This is a genomic window from Synechococcus sp. A18-25c (genome assembly GCF_014280035.1).
Lineage (GTDB): Bacteria > Cyanobacteriota > Cyanobacteriia > PCC-6307 > Cyanobiaceae > Synechococcus_C.
Window position 1 is genome coordinate 1088513 of record NZ_CP047957.1, and the last position, 13982, is coordinate 1102494.

Genomic DNA, 13982 nt, shown 5'->3' on the forward strand with positions numbered 1-13982 from the left:
ATCGTTTGGTTCAGGGCCACCGTTGGAGCATGATGAAGAGAATCGAAAGGTGACCGTCATGCTGACCGGTGGTCCGTCTTGCCCTCTCCATTTAGGAACCCTCGATAGTCCCGATTACTGGACTGATGATGCGTTGATGGCGGCAGTTCGCCCTTTGTCGGCGACTGAGTTGCATCGCATGGCTCTAGGTCTGCAGCACCTGAAAGAGCGTCGCGATCAGTTTGATCCAGCACAGTGCTGAGATGATCAATGTTGAAGCTCTCGTCCCTGAAGATGGCTCCAACATCTGTGAATCAAAACTCAGTATCAATAATCACCTGACGATCTAGCACATAAGGATTACCAAGAGAGCACATGCTTGATTGAAATGACGCGTTTTGTGATGCGAAACGGGGATGTCTTCGAATCATCGAAGGATCCGCGCCATTTTGATGCGTATTGCTACCGCAAGGATGGCGTCGAAGAGACGTGCATCATGTTGTCGGATCAATCGGAGATTCAATTTCTAATGCAGATGGGCAATGATGCGCATCTGAAATTTGACGCCGTCGAGTTGGGCTAACGGCTTTTGCCAGTCTGCTGCGCTGGCTTGTGTCGGTGGCGGGGGCACTTTGATGTGGGTCAAAGCACGTCTTGTGCCGTTCTTCGATGTCGTTGCTAGCAGTGAAGGTGTGAGTGATGTTGGAGTGAGTGATGTTCTGCATTCAACGGCAGGAAGCCCCCGATCAATGGGTGCAGGAGCTCTGTTTCAAGACGGAGTTCAAGGCCTACATGTGTGCTCGGACCAAGTCCTTGGCCACGATGAACACCTACCGAGTGATTGATCCTGTTCTCAACGAAGTGACAACGGTTGTGCGCGAAGGCAAGGGGTTGACTCACTAGGGCGAGCGCCATCCCTCTCCTTGGGTGGTGCTTTCAGAGCTCGACGACGTTGAATCGTCGTCATTGAACGTGCTCGTTTCGGAGGTGCATGTGATGCTGCTCCATGTCAACGCAGGTCATGGAGTGATGCTGTGGTCGATATCGACATCCCTTGCTGTGTTGAGATTGTCTGATTGATTGCAGGGAATCTTTTCGACAAGGCCTTCATTTTCGGTTGGCCATCAAGTTTGTGGAGATCCCCCAGCTTTGAAGATCTTGCGTGGTCTCTTGACGAGCAACGTCAAAGCCCTGGGTGGGGCGTCTGACTCTTCACCAGTGATCAGTCAAAGCAGTTGATGTTGTTGATTGGGGCCTCCAGCCAGGCCAATGCTTGGATCGATAATGAATTGAGTCGCCGTGCTCCTGGCTGGAATCAGTCACCTGTGACCGGAAGAGCGGCGTCCTTCGGTAAATCGCCTTGGTGGATTTCACCCAGCATGATGCCGATGCCTGCACCCGTCACAGTGATCATTGCAGCCACTAGCAAAAGCCAATGTTTCGCTTTCATCGACCATCAGAGCAGTGGTTTGTTGGGGCAGCTCTCCTGAGGGCAAGAGAGCGACACGTTTCGTTTTAGCCGCACTAAACGATTTTTTCTCGCCCAGACGTCTTTCAGCACACAGTTTCGCTGTGATCGTTGGCAGGCTGATGGCATGAAGAAGCCTCCGGATTCCTTGTGAAAAGGTGGATCTGATAGTTTTGCCGTCGCAACGACGGCTTGGGGTGGGTAGGACCGATCGTTCTGGCTTGCGATGCTGTGACCATTACCGTCTTGATTCATGTGGCCGTCTATTTCGCTGGATCCAGTTGTTCTTTGTGCCTACGGTGAATCAGCCTCCATCCAGGTGTCATCGTGATCAGGCATCTTTTGCTGTTGCAGTTCAAGCCCAATACTGACCAAGATCGTATTGATGCAATGTTTGGTCAGTTTGTTCGGCTTAAGGCCAGGATTGATGGCATTGAATCGATCGAATATGGTACCAATCAAAGTCCTGAAAATCTAAATAAAAGTTATACGCATTCTGTTGTGGTGACGTTTTCAGATTCGTCGGCTAGAGATCATTACTTGGTTCATCCAGATCACAAGGCTCTCGAGGCTGTCTTGCTCGATCTTTTGGCTGATCTGATTGTTTTTGATCTTGAAGCATGAATCCTGGGTCATTCGCTTAGGAAGGGTTTGCAAGCACGACAGCGGATTGCGGTGAAAGACAGGGCGATGCGGTGTCTTCATCACAGCTCCACAACGTCTTGGCAGTGGTTTGGGCTGCGGGTAACGCCAATGGGTGGATTCGGCTTCGATTAATCCACACCTCAAGGCCTTCAGCCTGTGCAACTAACCCATCAGTTCCGACGGCTCTCCAGCTCAGATCTCCCTGCCGAAAGACCGAATACGTTCGTCTGAGATCGGCTAATTCCTTGAGGTAAGCCCTGAAATCGGCATTCCAGGCTTGTTTCCACGGGAAAGCTTCTCGGCAGGCTGGTTCTGGCCCGCTGGAATGTTCTGAATCGGGACCGCCAGCGAGACCTGTTTCTGTGCCGTAGTAAAGGCAAGGCGCTCCGGGTTGCAGAAACAGCAATAACAGCGCCAGCTTCATCGCTTTCAGATCGCCATTGAGGCTGTGCAAGGCCCTCGGCACATCGTGACTATCGAGAAGATTCATCTGCGCGCGGTTGACCTCTGGCCTGTAGGAACGCGTTGTGTTGCTCCAGATATCGAGTAACTCCTCGCTGCTGCGGGCCTGGAGGGGATACTCCGGATTTTGGTAGCCCTGCCTTAAGGCGTTGTTCCCCGTCCAACCGAGGGTGCTCCAGCCGATTCGGTAATTCATCACTCCATCGAAATGCTGCCCTTGAAGCCACGAATGGGCATCGCCCCAGATCTCTCCGACGATCCACGCATCAGCATTCACAGCTCGTACGACGCGCCGGAACTCCACCCAGAAATCCTTGGGTACTTCATCGGGGACGTCCAGACGCCAGCCATCAATTCCCTTGTCCAGCCAATGGCGCGCGACCGACAACAGGTAGTCCTGAACCGCTGGGTTGCTGTGGTTGAACTTGGGCAGGTCTGCGATGGACCACCAGCAGTCGTATCCACAGTCTTCCCCTTCTCGCGGATAGGGGTTGATGGGCCATTTTCTGATGTGAAACCAATCTCTGTAGGGCGACGCTTGACCGTTCTCCACAACGTGATGGAACGCCCAGAAGCCCCGTCCGCAGTGATTGAAAACACCGTCGAGCACAAGACGCATCCCTCTGGCATGCACTGCAGTGATCAGGGCATCGAGGGATGCATTGCCACCCAAGAGGGGATCAACTTGCATGTAGTCGTAGGCGTGATAGCGGTGATTGCTTGCTGAACTGAAGATGGGTGTCAGGTAGAGGCAGGTCACTCCCATCGACTGGATGTGATCCAGTGCATCGATCACCCCGAAGAGATCGCCACCATGGAACCCCTGTTCCGTCGGGTCGCATCCCCAAGGTTTGAAAACAAGGTTGCGCTGTTCACTGACGCGTCCACTGCGGCGGAAGCGATCGGGGAAGATCTGATAGATCACAGCTTCTTCTACCCAAACCGGTGGATTGTTGAAGGTCGCCACTGCCTGCAAAAGTTTGCGTCCTGATGAGCTTTGGTTAGCAGCTCATCCAATCGACGGCCATAGGACCTGTCGTCGATCGCCGATCGACTTGTGGAGTGGATGAAATGCTTCACCTTGGCAAGCTGCAGGTTCAGTGGACTGCATCGCGCTGGAAACATCCCCCCAGCAAAAAAACCGTGCCGGACAAGCGGTTTCGCGGTGCCAATGAGCGCCGTTACCCACTCACAATGGATCGAAACCAACGTCGCTCTGAAACGCCCCGAATCGTGGGGAATGAACGGTGCAGCATCAGAATTCCTTCAGGTTGATGAATTTGTCCAAGGAGATCCGCTGTGAACCCATCAAGTTGCTTTTGGCGTTCACAACGGTTGCTCAGGCCGTGGTCCCGTGCACCATCGGATCAGCAACGAATGCCGCTCCTCAGCCAGAAAAGGCGGAGGCCGCCCCTTCCGGTTGGAAGAGACGGCCTAGCTCGCTCGTTTGTGCATCGTTCAACCCATTACGTCGAGTGGAAGGAAAGGGTCGAAGCTTCTGGCTTGAGGCGCCCTGGGGCCATGCGCTCGCAGTGTTGGGTCGAGTTCTCCGAGGGCACCTGAAGCGATGCGAGTGGAGCGTCGATTGGCGTGGCGGACCATTGCGTGCCGACCAAAGGACCAACCCAGGTCATGGTTGAGACTGTTGGAGCAGGGGCCAGAAAGTCAGGCTGCTTCTGCAATCTGCGCCGGTGGAGTGTCGGCTGTCATCAGCACCTCCGATCTCGATGGACTTACTTTCCACCCTTACGGGCGACTTTGGCATCGGTCGAATCGCGCATTGCTTTCTGCGCGCAAACAATCAAAAGTGGGTGTGGCGTGCACAGAGATTGTCAGGCTTTGCGCGTCAGACCACATTGCAGGGCCTCGAGCTCAGCGCCTTGCGCACAGAAATCCATTGCGGCGGGCTTGGTTCAGATTCCATTCCCCCAGAACAGGAATGGCTTCGCCTGTTCCAAAGCTTCGGAACGGCCAGTTCGGCTGCGTGTTGCAACGATCCTGGTCGCAGACGCAGAGATAGGTGTTGGCAGTGTTGCCATTCCGGCGCCACTCGTTGAAGATCCACGACAGCGGCACATTGCGTTGTTGAAAGGCTTTGGTGGCCGGCTCCTGCGCCCGGGCAACCGAAACAGCGAGTCCTGAGAGTGACAATATCGCTGCCACGCTCATGACACGGACTGGCAGGAACGTTTTCTGAGGCATGACGGATGAGCAAGCGTTGAGACGACATAGGTCTTTGGTCTTGCTCGCGTCAAGGCAGGCGGAGATCAGCGATGTGCTCGGCATCAGCATGGAACTGTTCCGACGATGCATTCGCGGCGTTGCGGTTGGCGCCAGAGCTGACAGTTGGATTAACCCGGGTGGCTGAACTGTTGCCGCAACAGGGCTACAACGAGGTCACGCTGTGGTTTCCTTGATGGACAAACTCGAACGCTTCAAGCTGCTCTCCAATTCCATGCCAATCGAGAAGAAAGTCGAGCTGTATCAGCAGTTTGTTGCCACTCCAGAAGCAGGGATTGAACGCTTCATTGAATTGGCTGCTGCAGCAGGGCTTCGGTTGGATCAAGCAGAAGTCTCTGAATGAACTAAAGCGATCGACATCGAGGATGAGTTCGATGAAGTTGATTCGGATGCTGTGTCGCTAACTGCGATTCTTGGTGGACAATTTATCGATTCCAGTAACCCTTCGTCGGGTTTTATTGATCTTGCTTGATCGCGAGCATTCAGGAAACAATTGCGTCCCATGCGCAAGTGGCTCTTTGGTGGATCACTTCAGCGCGTTTGACCTTTCGATGCCGCTGTCGGCCGTTGCGTTGATCAGGCTCTAGCTTCATGCTTCAAGGAGGCAGCACCACCGACATCAGGACAGCGAAATTCAGAACGCTCAGTCAGTTGTCGAGCAATCAAGGTTGCAAGCCATGCCGATGGTGACTATAAGAAAGCATCTCTAAAAAAAGAATGGCACCTTCTGTCGGATTTTCTACTGGTTACGTGTGTAGCGAGTGTGGCTGTACTTCCTACGAGACTGGCCAGATTCGTGTCTCTGGTGGATTCTGGAGCAGCTTCTTTGACATAGGTAATAGGCGCTATAACGCAGTCACATGCACCAATTGTGGTTACACTAAGTTTTATCGGAGATCGGTAAGTGGAGTGCAGAAGGTTTTTGATTTCCTTGGTAGCAACTAATAAGCGGCCGTCGACAATTCATTTGTGCTCTATCCATTTTGGGCTCCCTTCCTTCTAGACCAACTCAAATGCAATGCCGATAGAAGCGAAAAATCCGAATGTCAGCTAGAGGAGCACTGTCCAGATGTATAATCAATGTGCAATTGGCTCTTAGGTCGATGAATTCTGGCCGTTTCAGTTGTGGATACTGACCCTTGCTATGACCAAACGAATCTTTCACGTCCTTGAATGTCAGACGAGCAACTCAAGGCTGCCTCGAACACGTTAAAACCGTACTAGCCTTCTGAAGAAGCTAAAGCAGCTGCTGACGCTAACGCTGTGGTGGTGATTGCAAGGGAGGCTGGATTCTTGATCTCTACCGGTGATTTGAAAAAAAAGCTGATTCAGCTCCTTTCAATGAGGAGCTAGAAAACGCGGTGGGTGGTGCTCAAGACTCGGTACCGGTCTGTAGGTGCTGGGGCATGCAAATTTAACTTGGCTATAGTGCAATTCTATTCAATTGTTGCAGATGCCTCTGTCGAACCTTGCCTCGATCAGGCTGAAGCTCCACGCGATTTTGCGCCAGAGATTGAAGGGAGATGCATCAAGAATACCCATGTGATCAGTTCTGGCGAAACACACATAGACTCCTAGACAAGATGACCTATCTTCGCTCTTATCTCAACGACATGCTCAAGAAGCATCCTCGAGGAGAGGACTTTAAATTGATTCGCAAGGCAGCAAGGAGAGCAGGCAATCTTCATCCTCGTGAAGCAACTGAATTGGAAACTGTGTCCCTCGGCATCTTGCAGCTTGTCTCACTATTCTTCCCATTGTTTTGGACCGCTTCTTTTTACAATTCGAATTTCAGACTTCCCGATGACAATGCCTCTCCGGCTCCTCCTGATGAAAAGAAACTGCGAGTCTTCGCGGAATTAAAAATACAAGTTTCAGAATTTATTCGATCATTGGACAACAGTGAAGAGTCGCAATGGCTTGCTCAATATATGGTGGACGAAGGGGCTGCTTGCTGTGATGTCGTTCAAGACATGTTCAAGGAATACCTGGCGAATTGCCAGATGTCTGAATCCGATGAAGGCAACAAGTAATCACCACTCATCAGCAATGCAAGTAACGTTGAAACGAGGAATTTCAGCTGATTGCTAGCAACACTTCAACGTCAGTCGGATGCTGACTTACGACTAAAACCAACACCGGCGATGGACTGCGAGATTCAGTCCCGGCCGCCGTGTCACCAGGGCTGGATCGCGTGCACGTGGAATTGACAGTCACCCGAGTGGATGCCGATTTTTGCCACCCTGCCGTTGATAGCAGCCCTTTTTTGTTAACCGGGTTGTCAACGCACCGATGAAAGCGCCTGAAGCACTGATCAGACGAATTGGCAAAAACCCTGACGGAGCTGCTAGACGGTTAGTTGTGCTGTTAACGCAGCTGGGCGACTTCGACTCGATGGAATATGCCCAGGCGTTGGTGCCGGCGCTGCCCAGGCTCGAGCAGGCCGGCATCCGTCCTCTAGCCATCGCCATTGGTGATCAGGCAGGAGCCGATCGTTTCTGCGACTTCACGGGTTTTCCGCCAGATCTGCTGCAGATCGAGCCTGATCACCAGTTGCATCGTGCGCTGGGCCTTTCAGCGGGGCTTCAGGCACCCGGAGGTCCCTGGCCGTCGTTGCTGTTGATGTGCGCCGGCATTGGTTCTCCTGGAACCTTGAAGGAGGTGTTGCGGGGTTATACCGGTGATCGCTCTGCACCACAGCGCTTCGATGATGATGAGCAGGTGACGACCGGGGTCCTGCCATCCTTCCCCGCCGCCTTGTTTCGGCGTGCGGGGGGAGGGGGCTTCCAGCGTCCGTTTGAACTGGCCACGGTTCGTCTGCGCAACATGAACGAAGTGCTGCGGCACTGGGGCACCTATGTGCCCGATGATCGTTTCATCACGCAGCGGGGAGGAACATTCCTTCTCGATGACGACGACTCACTCCTGTACGTCTATCGCGACCGAGGCATTCTTGGATTCTCAGAGTCGATGGCGCGGCCGCTGGCCTTTCTTGACCCCTGGCTAAACGATGCCCGTTGATCAGGGTCGTGTGGACCCAATTCCTCCATGGAGACCGTTGCTGCGCGGAGCGCGCCAGCGTGAAGGACGCGCCGCAGGATCGGGCTGGCTGCAATTGGCCAGCGTCGCTCACGACGGCACACCCCGGGTGCGCACGTTGGTGTTTCGGGGTTGGAGCCCATCGGGTGATCTGGAGCTGCTCACGGATGCCCGCAGCGAGAAACCTTCTGAACTGATGCATCAGCCTCAGGTGGAGCTGTGTTGGTTGTTCCGCAAGGCACGAGAGCAATTTCGGTTGCGTGGCGCGGCGGCGTTGATCACCCCTGGGCAGGACCCCACAGGTCTGGCGGATCATTGGCAGAAACTCTCTCCCCACGGTCGCAGTGTCTGGGCTTGGCCGAATCCTGGGGAGCTTTTGTCTGAAGCAGGGCCGTGGCCTCGGGATGTGGTCGACGGTGAAGCTGTTCCGCCACACCTGTTGCTCTTGCGTATTCACCTGTCTCAGGTGGAGCAGCTTGATCTGAAGCCTCACCCGCATTGTCGCCGCCGTTGGCAGCGTCACGACCACTGGTGTGAACAGCGGCTCAACCCTTGAGGGTCCAGAGAGCTAAGCCACCACCACGGCCACGGGCTGCCATCCATCCGTCGTTGCTGCGACTGATCAAGGCAAAAAAGGGCTCACGGCCTTGTGTGGGGCTGGGGAGCATTCGTTTCAGCAGCGTGAGCTGTCCAAGCTTCAGTTCCACCTGCTCGAACTGAAACACCAGCAGCGGGCGCCTGCCGCGCAGATGGCCAGGCCCTTGAAACTGCAGGCAGAGCGGCCCCAGGTTCACAGCATTGCGTAGCTGAAGATCAGCGTTTCGGCCCGCTGAGATGTCCAGACAGGCTCCAAGGCTGCGCAAAAACCAACCACTCAGGGCGTTGGTTTCTTGGCGACCTCTGGGCCAGATCGTCGTCAGCTGCCAGCAGCCAAAGATGTCCTCGCATTGGAGGCCAGTGCCCCGGTGACGGGCCCGATCTTCAAGGTCCTGCAGCTGGCGGTGATCGATGGTCACAGGCGATTCACTTCAGCGGTGATCATGCAGTGATGATCCGAGACTCTCATGGTTGCCCTCAATCCCGCCACGGCTCTGAGCTGGTCTGAGTTGGAGGCCATGGCACCGCCCGCTGCGGAGCGGGTCGAAGGACCTGCCAATGCGCAAGCCACTCTGCGTCTCTTTGGTCAGCCTGAATCGACGGTGCGCGTCACGCTGTTTCGGGATCACCATGCTTGGTGCCCCTACTGCCAGAAGGTTTGGCTTTGGTTGGAATTTCGCAGGATCCCCTATCGGATCCGCAAGGTCACCATGCGCTGTTATGGGCCCAAGGAGCCATGGTTCACAGCCCTAGTTCCATCGGGGATGCTTCCAGCGCTGGAACTGGATGGGCGGCTGATTACGGAAAGCGACCGGATTCTTGAGGCACTCGAGACGACTTTCGGGCCCGTTGGTGCTCCGATGGGTGATCGCCGCGTACGCGCCTTACGTGATCTTGAACGGTTGCTGTTCCGGGCCTGGTGCCTCTGGTTGTGCACACCAGGCCTCAATGAACGCCAGGAACGTCAGGCCCGCGACCAGTTTCAGGCTGTGGCACGACAGATGGAGGACGCCCTTGCGGCCGGGGGTGGCACCTGGTTGGATCCCGATGCCCCTGAGGGATCAACCCCGGGCACGGCCGACCTGGTGTTCATCCCCTATGTCGAGCGCATGAACGCGTCGTTGGCTTATTTCAAAGGATTTGCGCTGCGCCAAGCGCATCCGGGAATCGATCGCTGGCTCTCGGCGCTTGAACAACTGGAGACCTATCGCGGTACCCAGAGTGATATGCACACGCATGCCCATGATCTGCCGCCGCAGATGGGTGGATGTTGGGCGGATGGCAGTGAGGACCAGCGCACCATGGCTGCTGCTGTGGATGCTGGGCAGGGGCTCGGTGAGCTGGAGAGTCGCTGGGCTCCGGCGCTGGCTGAAGGGCTGCCGCGAGAGCGGGCGCTGGAGCGCGTGCTGCGTCATCGGAGCACGCTCTTGGCGCGCAATCCCCTTGGCGACGGGTTTGACCAGCCCCTGCGAGCGGCACTCACGGCTTTGATGCTGGGTCGGCCGGTGTCTCCCGAGCCTGGATCGGCTGCCGCCTTGCGCTACCTGCGTGATCGCATCTCAGTGCCTCGAGACATGCCGTTGCACAGTGCCCGTGCACTCAGGCGCGCTCTGGAGTCCACCGCTGTTCTGGATGGGGATCAGCAACCGGCACCGCTCCCGTTCGAGCATCGCTTCGATCAAGACCCTCGTCCGTTTCTTTGATCAGGCTCACGCCGAGGGTGCAATTGATGGCACTTCATTGGTGAACCAACGCTGGAGGCCCAAGCTCCGTCGACCGCATCACCGTTCGTGCCGGAGGGGTGACATGCCATGGGAGGACCAGGCACCTCAACCCGGTGCTTCGATGCCACCGTTCCACCATGCGGCGCCGATCTGTTAGCCGTTGCTCAATCAAGCAAGGTGGAGACTCCTCGATGGATGGGCAACGCATGCCATGTGATGGTGTCGCAACGAAGACCGCCTCGACCTCGAGTGGTGAACGCGGGCGCAGCACCAGCAAGTGCAGACCTGGTCAACAGACCTTGGCGTTGCCTCTCTCCGGACGGTTGGATGCGCAGAAGTTGAAACGGGCGCACAAGCGTCTTGCCGTTCAGCTGAACCAAGCGCGTGACGTGCTGCTGCAGGCCCAGAAGGAGGTTAGTCCTATCTGATGACAACCATCGCGCTATTGGGCACCGGTCGTCTCGGTGCCGCCATTGGTCATCGCCTCCTGGAGGTGGGGATGTGCCTCAAGGTGTGGAATCGGGATCCTGATCGCTGTCGATCGCTGGTCAGTGCCGGAGCACTGCATCGCGACAGCCCTGCTGAGACGTTGCTGGATGCCGACACCGTGGTCACCGTGCTTCGGGATGGTCCGGTGACCTCTGCGGTTGTGCAGTGTCTTGGGCCGCTGCAAGGGCGCACTGTGATCCCCATGGGCACCATGGGGATCAGTGAAAGCGTGCGCCTCTCAAAGGACGTCAAAGCGCAGGGCGGCTGCTACCTGGAAGCACCTGTGCTGGGCAGTCGCCCGGAAGCGCAGAAAGGGACGCTGCTGGTGATGGCTGGCGGTGATCCAGAGGTTTTTGAGCTTCAACGTCCCTTGTTGCAGCAGCTTGGTTCCGATCCGCTGCACATGGGCGAGGTCGGTACTGGAGCCGCCGCAAAGTTGGCGCTCAATCAACTCATCGCCAGCCTGACCCATGGGTATTCGCTGGCCCTTCGACTTGTGCAGGCATCAGGTCTGGAGGTGGAGCGTTTCATGGAGGTGCTACGTCCCTCCGCTCTGTATGCACCAACGGTGGATAAGAAGCTCGGGCGGATGCTGACGGAGCACTACGGGGATCCCAACTTCAGCACCAGCCTGTTGCGAAAAGATCTGAATCTCTTTTTGCAGGAATCCAAGCGGGCTGGCGTCGATGCGTCTGCCCTGGAGGGGTTGGCGCTGCTGCTTCAGCGCGCTGAAGGTACGGATCTGGATGCAGGCGATTATTCGGCGCTGCACGCTCTCACCAAGATCAACTCAGATACCAGCGAATGAGACCCATCACTTGACCAGCCGGCCCATGGCCGGTGGCGAGTTCACCCACCACAGCGGCTGCGAAGCCGACCATGGCCGTTCGCCCGTTAAGGCGCTCCACGAATTCCAGAGCGGAGGTGTTCCAGGGGCGTCGGGTGGTCAGGCTTTCGCCAAAAGCCTCGATTGGTTCGTAGTGATACTGCGGATCAGCCATGGGGGCAGTTGCCAGCGGAGCAGTGGAGCTTATGCAACAGAGCCGTTGATCTGAATAAGGTTTTGATCTCAGGATGTTTTTATGTCGTGAACGCCGATCGTCTCCGCACTCTGTTTACCAAGCCCTACGGCATGGCTGCTCCGACCGAGGCGCAATGGCGTGAGCTTTACGACGACAACGTTCATTTCCAGGATCCCACGCAAGAGCGCACGGGCATCAAGGCCTACATCGAGGCCCAAGAGGGGCTGATCCAACGCTGTGACGACGTTTATTTGGTTCCGAGCTCCATCGCCGTGGAAGGCGACACAGCCTTCATTGAGTGGGAAATGGGGCTGAAGATCAAAGGAATCGAATTCATTTACCCCGGTGCCAGCCGCCTACGCATCAATGGCGAGGGCAAAGTCTGCGATCACCGCGACTACTTTGATTTCGTCGGGCCCACCTTTGAGCCTGTGCCGGTGATCGGCGGGTTTGTGCGTTGGCTTTACAAACGCTTTGTGGACTGACTGCGACTGAACTTCCAAAACGCCAGGGTGGTAGTCGCAGCACCGAAGCCCAAGAAGAGCGTTATGAGAACTTCACTCGTCATGTCAAGCACCCGTTACCTAATTTCATTATGGTCGTCTCCGATCCCGAGCGTGGATCCCAGAGTTGGTAGGTAGTTTTACTCATCTTGTTCTGATCCTGCCGCGCGAGCTCGCGGAAGGACGCGGTGAATCCTTAATTTTTCGTCATTAAGTTTTTGCTGTTGTGCTCAGAACTGTCCTTTCAAAGCCATTTCTCGCTGACGCTGGCCTCTTGATCCTCCGCGTCTTTACCGGTGTTCTGTTGATTCACCACGGCTACGAGAAGCTCGCCAACATCGAGAACTTCGCTGATGCTTTCGTCAGGCCCTTGCATCTGCCGTTCCCGATCACCCTTTCTTACATCGCTGCCTTCTCCGAGATTGGTGGCAGCTGGCTGATCATTACCGGTTTGCTGACCCGCTTTGGAGCCTTGGCCATCTTCGGAACCATTTCCGTGGCCATCTATCACGCGATCGTGACGTCCGGATTCAATATCTATCTCCTTGAGCTGCTTGGTCTTTATGTGGGTGCAGCGGTTGCCATTTTGGCTGTTGGTCCAGGGCGTTTCGCCATCGATGAATTGATTCTCCGCCGTTTCGACCCCGACGTTCGGTCTCAGACTGATCGTCTCGAAGCTGCCTTCGCCTCCACCGAGCGTGCAACAGGTAATTCCAGCACCTCAGTTGTTCCGGATGGTGTGAGCTGAAAGTCTGCCAACCCTGCTTCAGTACACCGACTGAGGCAGGGTGAAGCCACTTTGCATGTGCTCGAAATCAAGCAAGACCCAAGTCAACCAAATCACGAGTGCAAGCACCCCTGAGACCGCAGCAAAGCGAGCCGCGCTGCGTGCGAGTAGTTCCAGCAGGCTGATCTCCTTCATGGACGATTGGTATCGATTTTCATTGTGCTCGATTTTGGGGAGTGCTGATGGCTTTTGACCTCGACACTCCTACTGCCAGCTTGCTGGTGTTTGGTGTTGCCTTCGCAGCTCTGCAGGTGTGGTGGATCGGAGCTCTGCTTCTGCGGAATCGTCGCCATCGAGGGGAGCGTCCCCTAAGCAGCGAACAGTTTCGCCGTGATCTTGAACGTATCTTTCGTCAAGAGTCCTGAAAGGTTGCTGCGACATGTGCGGCCGTTTCGCGTTGTCCAGTCCCGTTGGCGATCTTCCGCACCCCTTGCGTGAGCGACTGGATGCTGAGCATCGCCGTCATTATTCTCCGCGCCAACTGATCTCTCCAGGCGAACCCGTGTTGGCTTTGCGTCGTGATCAGGCAGGTCCTGAGGCGGCTTTGATGCTTTGGGGGTTGATCCCGAGCTGGAGCAAAGATCCCACGAGGGGCCCTAGACCCATCAATGCTCGCTCCGAAACGGTGGCGGACAAAGCCAGTTTTCGTGGTGCCTGGAGACATCGTCGCTGTCTGATTCCAGCCAGTTCCTTTCTGGAGAAAGGCCGCAGAATCCAGCGTGTCGACGGCCAGCCGTTCTGGTTGGCTGGCCTCTGGGAGCGTTGGCTGGGAAGCGACGGCAGTGAAGTCGACACCTGCACGATCCTCACCACCACTCCGAATGCCCTGGTGAAACCTTTTCACCAACGCATGCCCGTAACGATCCCCCAAGGTCTGGAGGAGGCTTGGATGGCACCTGCTGATGGGCATCAGCTGCGTGCGCTGGAGCCATTGCTCAACCCATGGGACCCATCGGAATGGCAGTTGGTGGAACCAGAGTCTCAGCAAGGACAACTGTCGCTGCTGGGATCCATGGGGTTGTGATC

24 protein-coding genes are annotated in these 13982 nt (G+C 55.9%); 17 read left to right on the forward strand and 7 right to left on the reverse strand.

All coding sequences use genetic code 11. The features are described from left to right. Positions 1-49: 49 nt before the first annotated feature. The 3 genes from SynA1825c_RS05965 to SynA1825c_RS05975 all read left to right on the forward strand — a co-directional run bounded on the left by SynA1825c_RS05965 (position 50) and on the right by SynA1825c_RS05975 (position 882). The gene (locus tag SynA1825c_RS05965) at positions 50-241 is read left to right on the forward strand and encodes a hypothetical protein (RefSeq protein WP_186470716.1); all 192 of its coding nucleotides are present in this window, start codon (positions 50-52) and stop codon (positions 239-241) included. A gap of 126 nt (positions 242-367) precedes the next feature. Further along, the gene (locus SynA1825c_RS05970; RefSeq protein ID WP_186470717.1) at positions 368-562 is read left to right on the forward strand and encodes a hypothetical protein; all 195 of its coding nucleotides are present in this window, start codon (positions 368-370) and stop codon (positions 560-562) included. A gap of 131 nt (positions 563-693) precedes the next feature. Then, positions 694-882 carry a hypothetical protein gene (locus tag SynA1825c_RS05975; protein ID WP_186470718.1) on the forward strand — a complete coding sequence of 63 codons (189 nt, stop codon included), beginning with the start codon at positions 694-696 and terminating at the stop codon, positions 880-882. 412 nt (positions 883-1294) lie between these two features. On the opposite strand, the gene SynA1825c_RS13615 is transcribed toward SynA1825c_RS05975, so the two are convergent. Further along, on the reverse strand, positions 1295-1429 hold the full coding sequence (locus tag SynA1825c_RS13615; RefSeq protein ID WP_255477091.1) for a hypothetical protein: 135 nt from the start codon (positions 1427-1429) through the stop codon (positions 1295-1297). Between the two features lie 345 nt (positions 1430-1774). On the opposite strand from SynA1825c_RS13615, the gene SynA1825c_RS05980 reads away from it, so the two are divergent. Beyond that, positions 1775-2071 (forward strand): Dabb family protein, encoded by a 297-nt coding sequence (locus SynA1825c_RS05980; protein WP_255478464.1) that lies wholly within the window; start codon positions 1775-1777, stop codon positions 2069-2071. A 16-nt stretch (positions 2072-2087) separates the two neighbouring features. Here SynA1825c_RS05980 and SynA1825c_RS05985 read toward each other — a convergent pair whose 3' ends face one another. From SynA1825c_RS05985 to SynA1825c_RS05995, 3 genes are all read right to left on the reverse strand, one after another. Next, a complete protein-coding gene (locus tag SynA1825c_RS05985) occupies positions 2088-3530 on the reverse strand; it encodes a glycoside hydrolase family 13 protein (RefSeq protein ID WP_186470720.1) in 1443 nt (480 codons plus the stop codon). A gap of 490 nt (positions 3531-4020) precedes the next feature. Beyond that, on the reverse strand, positions 4021-4188 hold the full coding sequence (locus SynA1825c_RS05990) for a hypothetical protein (protein ID WP_186470721.1): 168 nt from the start codon (positions 4186-4188) through the stop codon (positions 4021-4023). Between the two features lie 238 nt (positions 4189-4426). After that, positions 4427-4756, reverse strand: coding sequence for a hypothetical protein (locus SynA1825c_RS05995; protein WP_186470722.1), 330 nt, complete (start codon positions 4754-4756; stop codon positions 4427-4429). On the opposite strand from SynA1825c_RS05995, the gene SynA1825c_RS06000 reads away from it, so the two are divergent. The 6 genes from SynA1825c_RS06000 (at position 4755) to SynA1825c_RS06020 (ending at position 8390) form a co-directional block, all read left to right on the forward strand. Next, positions 4755-4922: a hypothetical protein gene (locus SynA1825c_RS06000; RefSeq protein ID WP_186470723.1), complete on the forward strand. Its 168-nt coding sequence runs from the start codon at positions 4755-4757 to the stop codon at positions 4920-4922. The genes SynA1825c_RS05995 and SynA1825c_RS06000 overlap by 2 nt on opposite strands. An 87-nt stretch (positions 4923-5009) precedes the next feature. Continuing rightward, entirely contained in the window at positions 5010-5138 is a 129-nt protein-coding gene (locus SynA1825c_RS13620) for a hypothetical protein (RefSeq protein ID WP_255478466.1), read from the forward strand. Between the two features lie 374 nt (positions 5139-5512). Further along, positions 5513-5740, forward strand: a complete 228-nt coding sequence (locus SynA1825c_RS06005; protein ID WP_186470724.1) for a zinc ribbon domain-containing protein — start codon at positions 5513-5515, stop codon at positions 5738-5740. Positions 5741-6378: 638 nt separating this feature from the next. Beyond that, on the forward strand, positions 6379-6828 hold the full coding sequence (locus SynA1825c_RS06010; protein WP_186470725.1) for a hypothetical protein: 450 nt from the start codon (positions 6379-6381) through the stop codon (positions 6826-6828). Positions 6829-7087: 259 nt separating this feature from the next. After that, entirely contained in the window at positions 7088-7816 is a 729-nt protein-coding gene (locus SynA1825c_RS06015) for an AhpC/TSA family protein (RefSeq protein WP_186470726.1), read from the forward strand. Then, positions 7806-8390, forward strand: coding sequence for a pyridoxamine 5'-phosphate oxidase family protein (locus tag SynA1825c_RS06020; RefSeq protein ID WP_186470727.1), 585 nt, complete (start codon positions 7806-7808; stop codon positions 8388-8390). The genes SynA1825c_RS06015 and SynA1825c_RS06020 overlap by 11 nt, the downstream gene beginning before the upstream one ends. Here the strand turns inward: SynA1825c_RS06020 and SynA1825c_RS06025 are convergent. Further along, positions 8380-8850 (reverse strand): hypothetical protein, encoded by a 471-nt coding sequence (locus SynA1825c_RS06025; RefSeq protein WP_255478467.1) that lies wholly within the window; start codon positions 8848-8850, stop codon positions 8380-8382. The genes SynA1825c_RS06020 and SynA1825c_RS06025 overlap by 11 nt on opposite strands. Positions 8851-8898: 48 nt before the next feature. On the opposite strand from SynA1825c_RS06025, the gene SynA1825c_RS06030 reads away from it, so the two are divergent. The 3 genes from SynA1825c_RS06030 (at position 8899) to SynA1825c_RS06040 (ending at position 11452) form a co-directional block, all read left to right on the forward strand. Next, positions 8899-10134: a glutathione S-transferase family protein gene (locus SynA1825c_RS06030; protein WP_186470728.1), complete on the forward strand. Its 1236-nt coding sequence runs from the start codon at positions 8899-8901 to the stop codon at positions 10132-10134. A gap of 158 nt (positions 10135-10292) precedes the next feature. Beyond that, positions 10293-10583, forward strand: coding sequence for a hypothetical protein (locus SynA1825c_RS06035; protein WP_255478468.1), 291 nt, complete (start codon positions 10293-10295; stop codon positions 10581-10583). Further along, positions 10583-11452 (forward strand): NAD(P)-dependent oxidoreductase, encoded by an 870-nt coding sequence (locus SynA1825c_RS06040; RefSeq protein WP_186470729.1) that lies wholly within the window; start codon positions 10583-10585, stop codon positions 11450-11452. Before SynA1825c_RS06035 ends, SynA1825c_RS06040 begins: the two co-directional genes overlap by 1 nt. On the opposite strand, the gene SynA1825c_RS06045 is transcribed toward SynA1825c_RS06040, so the two are convergent. Next, positions 11430-11645 carry a chlorophyll a/b-binding protein gene (locus tag SynA1825c_RS06045; RefSeq protein WP_186470730.1) on the reverse strand — a complete coding sequence of 72 codons (216 nt, stop codon included), beginning with the start codon at positions 11643-11645 and terminating at the stop codon, positions 11430-11432. The two genes, SynA1825c_RS06040 and SynA1825c_RS06045, sit on opposite strands and share 23 nt — an antisense overlap. An 86-nt stretch (positions 11646-11731) precedes the next feature. Between SynA1825c_RS06045 and SynA1825c_RS06050 the strand changes: the two genes are divergently transcribed. Both SynA1825c_RS06050 and SynA1825c_RS06055 read left to right on the forward strand, forming a co-directional pair. Beyond that, positions 11732-12151, forward strand: coding sequence for a nuclear transport factor 2 family protein (locus tag SynA1825c_RS06050; RefSeq protein ID WP_186501426.1), 420 nt, complete (start codon positions 11732-11734; stop codon positions 12149-12151). A 244-nt stretch (positions 12152-12395) separates the two neighbouring features. Continuing rightward, a complete protein-coding gene (locus tag SynA1825c_RS06055; RefSeq protein WP_186470731.1) occupies positions 12396-12917 on the forward strand; it encodes a DoxX family protein in 522 nt (173 codons plus the stop codon). Positions 12918-12935: 18 nt separating this feature from the next. On the opposite strand, the gene SynA1825c_RS06060 is transcribed toward SynA1825c_RS06055, so the two are convergent. Further along, positions 12936-13091 (reverse strand): hypothetical protein, encoded by a 156-nt coding sequence (locus tag SynA1825c_RS06060; RefSeq protein ID WP_186470732.1) that lies wholly within the window; start codon positions 13089-13091, stop codon positions 12936-12938. A gap of 47 nt (positions 13092-13138) precedes the next feature. Between SynA1825c_RS06060 and SynA1825c_RS06065 the strand changes: the two genes are divergently transcribed. Further along, the gene (locus SynA1825c_RS06065; RefSeq protein ID WP_186470733.1) at positions 13139-13321 is read left to right on the forward strand and encodes a hypothetical protein; all 183 of its coding nucleotides are present in this window, start codon (positions 13139-13141) and stop codon (positions 13319-13321) included. A gap of 14 nt (positions 13322-13335) precedes the next feature. Next, positions 13336-13980 carry an SOS response-associated peptidase gene (locus tag SynA1825c_RS06070; protein ID WP_186470734.1) on the forward strand — a complete coding sequence of 215 codons (645 nt, stop codon included), beginning with the start codon at positions 13336-13338 and terminating at the stop codon, positions 13978-13980. The last annotated feature ends 2 nt before the right edge of the window (positions 13981-13982 follow it).

Coding starts and splice junctions, on each gene's coding strand:
- SynA1825c_RS05970 (WP_186470717.1), top strand. CDS start 368: ATGACGCGTTTTGTGATGCGAAACGGGGATGTCTTCGAATCATCGAAG.
- SynA1825c_RS05975 (WP_186470718.1), top strand. CDS start 694: ATGTTCTGCATTCAACGGCAGGAAGCCCCCGATCAATGGGTGCAGGAG.
- SynA1825c_RS13615 (WP_255477091.1), bottom strand. CDS start 1,429: ATGAAAGCGAAACATTGGCTTTTGCTAGTGGCTGCAATGATCACTGTG.
- SynA1825c_RS05990 (WP_186470721.1), bottom strand. CDS start 4,188: ATGACCTGGGTTGGTCCTTTGGTCGGCACGCAATGGTCCGCCACGCCA.
- SynA1825c_RS06000 (WP_186470723.1), top strand. CDS start 4,755: ATGACGGATGAGCAAGCGTTGAGACGACATAGGTCTTTGGTCTTGCTC.
- SynA1825c_RS05995 (WP_186470722.1), bottom strand. CDS start 4,756: ATGCCTCAGAAAACGTTCCTGCCAGTCCGTGTCATGAGCGTGGCAGCG.
- SynA1825c_RS13620 (WP_255478466.1), top strand. CDS start 5,010: ATGCCAATCGAGAAGAAAGTCGAGCTGTATCAGCAGTTTGTTGCCACT.
- SynA1825c_RS06005 (WP_186470724.1), top strand. CDS start 5,513: ATGGCACCTTCTGTCGGATTTTCTACTGGTTACGTGTGTAGCGAGTGT.
- SynA1825c_RS06010 (WP_186470725.1), top strand. CDS start 6,379: ATGACCTATCTTCGCTCTTATCTCAACGACATGCTCAAGAAGCATCCT.
- SynA1825c_RS06015 (WP_186470726.1), top strand. CDS start 7,088: ATGAAAGCGCCTGAAGCACTGATCAGACGAATTGGCAAAAACCCTGAC.
- SynA1825c_RS06020 (WP_186470727.1), top strand. CDS start 7,806: ATGCCCGTTGATCAGGGTCGTGTGGACCCAATTCCTCCATGGAGACCG.
- SynA1825c_RS06030 (WP_186470728.1), top strand. CDS start 8,899: ATGGTTGCCCTCAATCCCGCCACGGCTCTGAGCTGGTCTGAGTTGGAG.
- SynA1825c_RS06035 (WP_255478468.1), top strand. CDS start 10,293: ATGCGGCGCCGATCTGTTAGCCGTTGCTCAATCAAGCAAGGTGGAGAC.
- SynA1825c_RS06040 (WP_186470729.1), top strand. CDS start 10,583: ATGACAACCATCGCGCTATTGGGCACCGGTCGTCTCGGTGCCGCCATT.
- SynA1825c_RS06045 (WP_186470730.1), bottom strand. CDS start 11,645: ATGGCTGATCCGCAGTATCACTACGAACCAATCGAGGCTTTTGGCGAA.
- SynA1825c_RS06060 (WP_186470732.1), bottom strand. CDS start 13,091: ATGAAGGAGATCAGCCTGCTGGAACTACTCGCACGCAGCGCGGCTCGC.
- SynA1825c_RS06065 (WP_186470733.1), top strand. CDS start 13,139: ATGGCTTTTGACCTCGACACTCCTACTGCCAGCTTGCTGGTGTTTGGT.
- SynA1825c_RS06070 (WP_186470734.1), top strand. CDS start 13,336: ATGTGCGGCCGTTTCGCGTTGTCCAGTCCCGTTGGCGATCTTCCGCAC.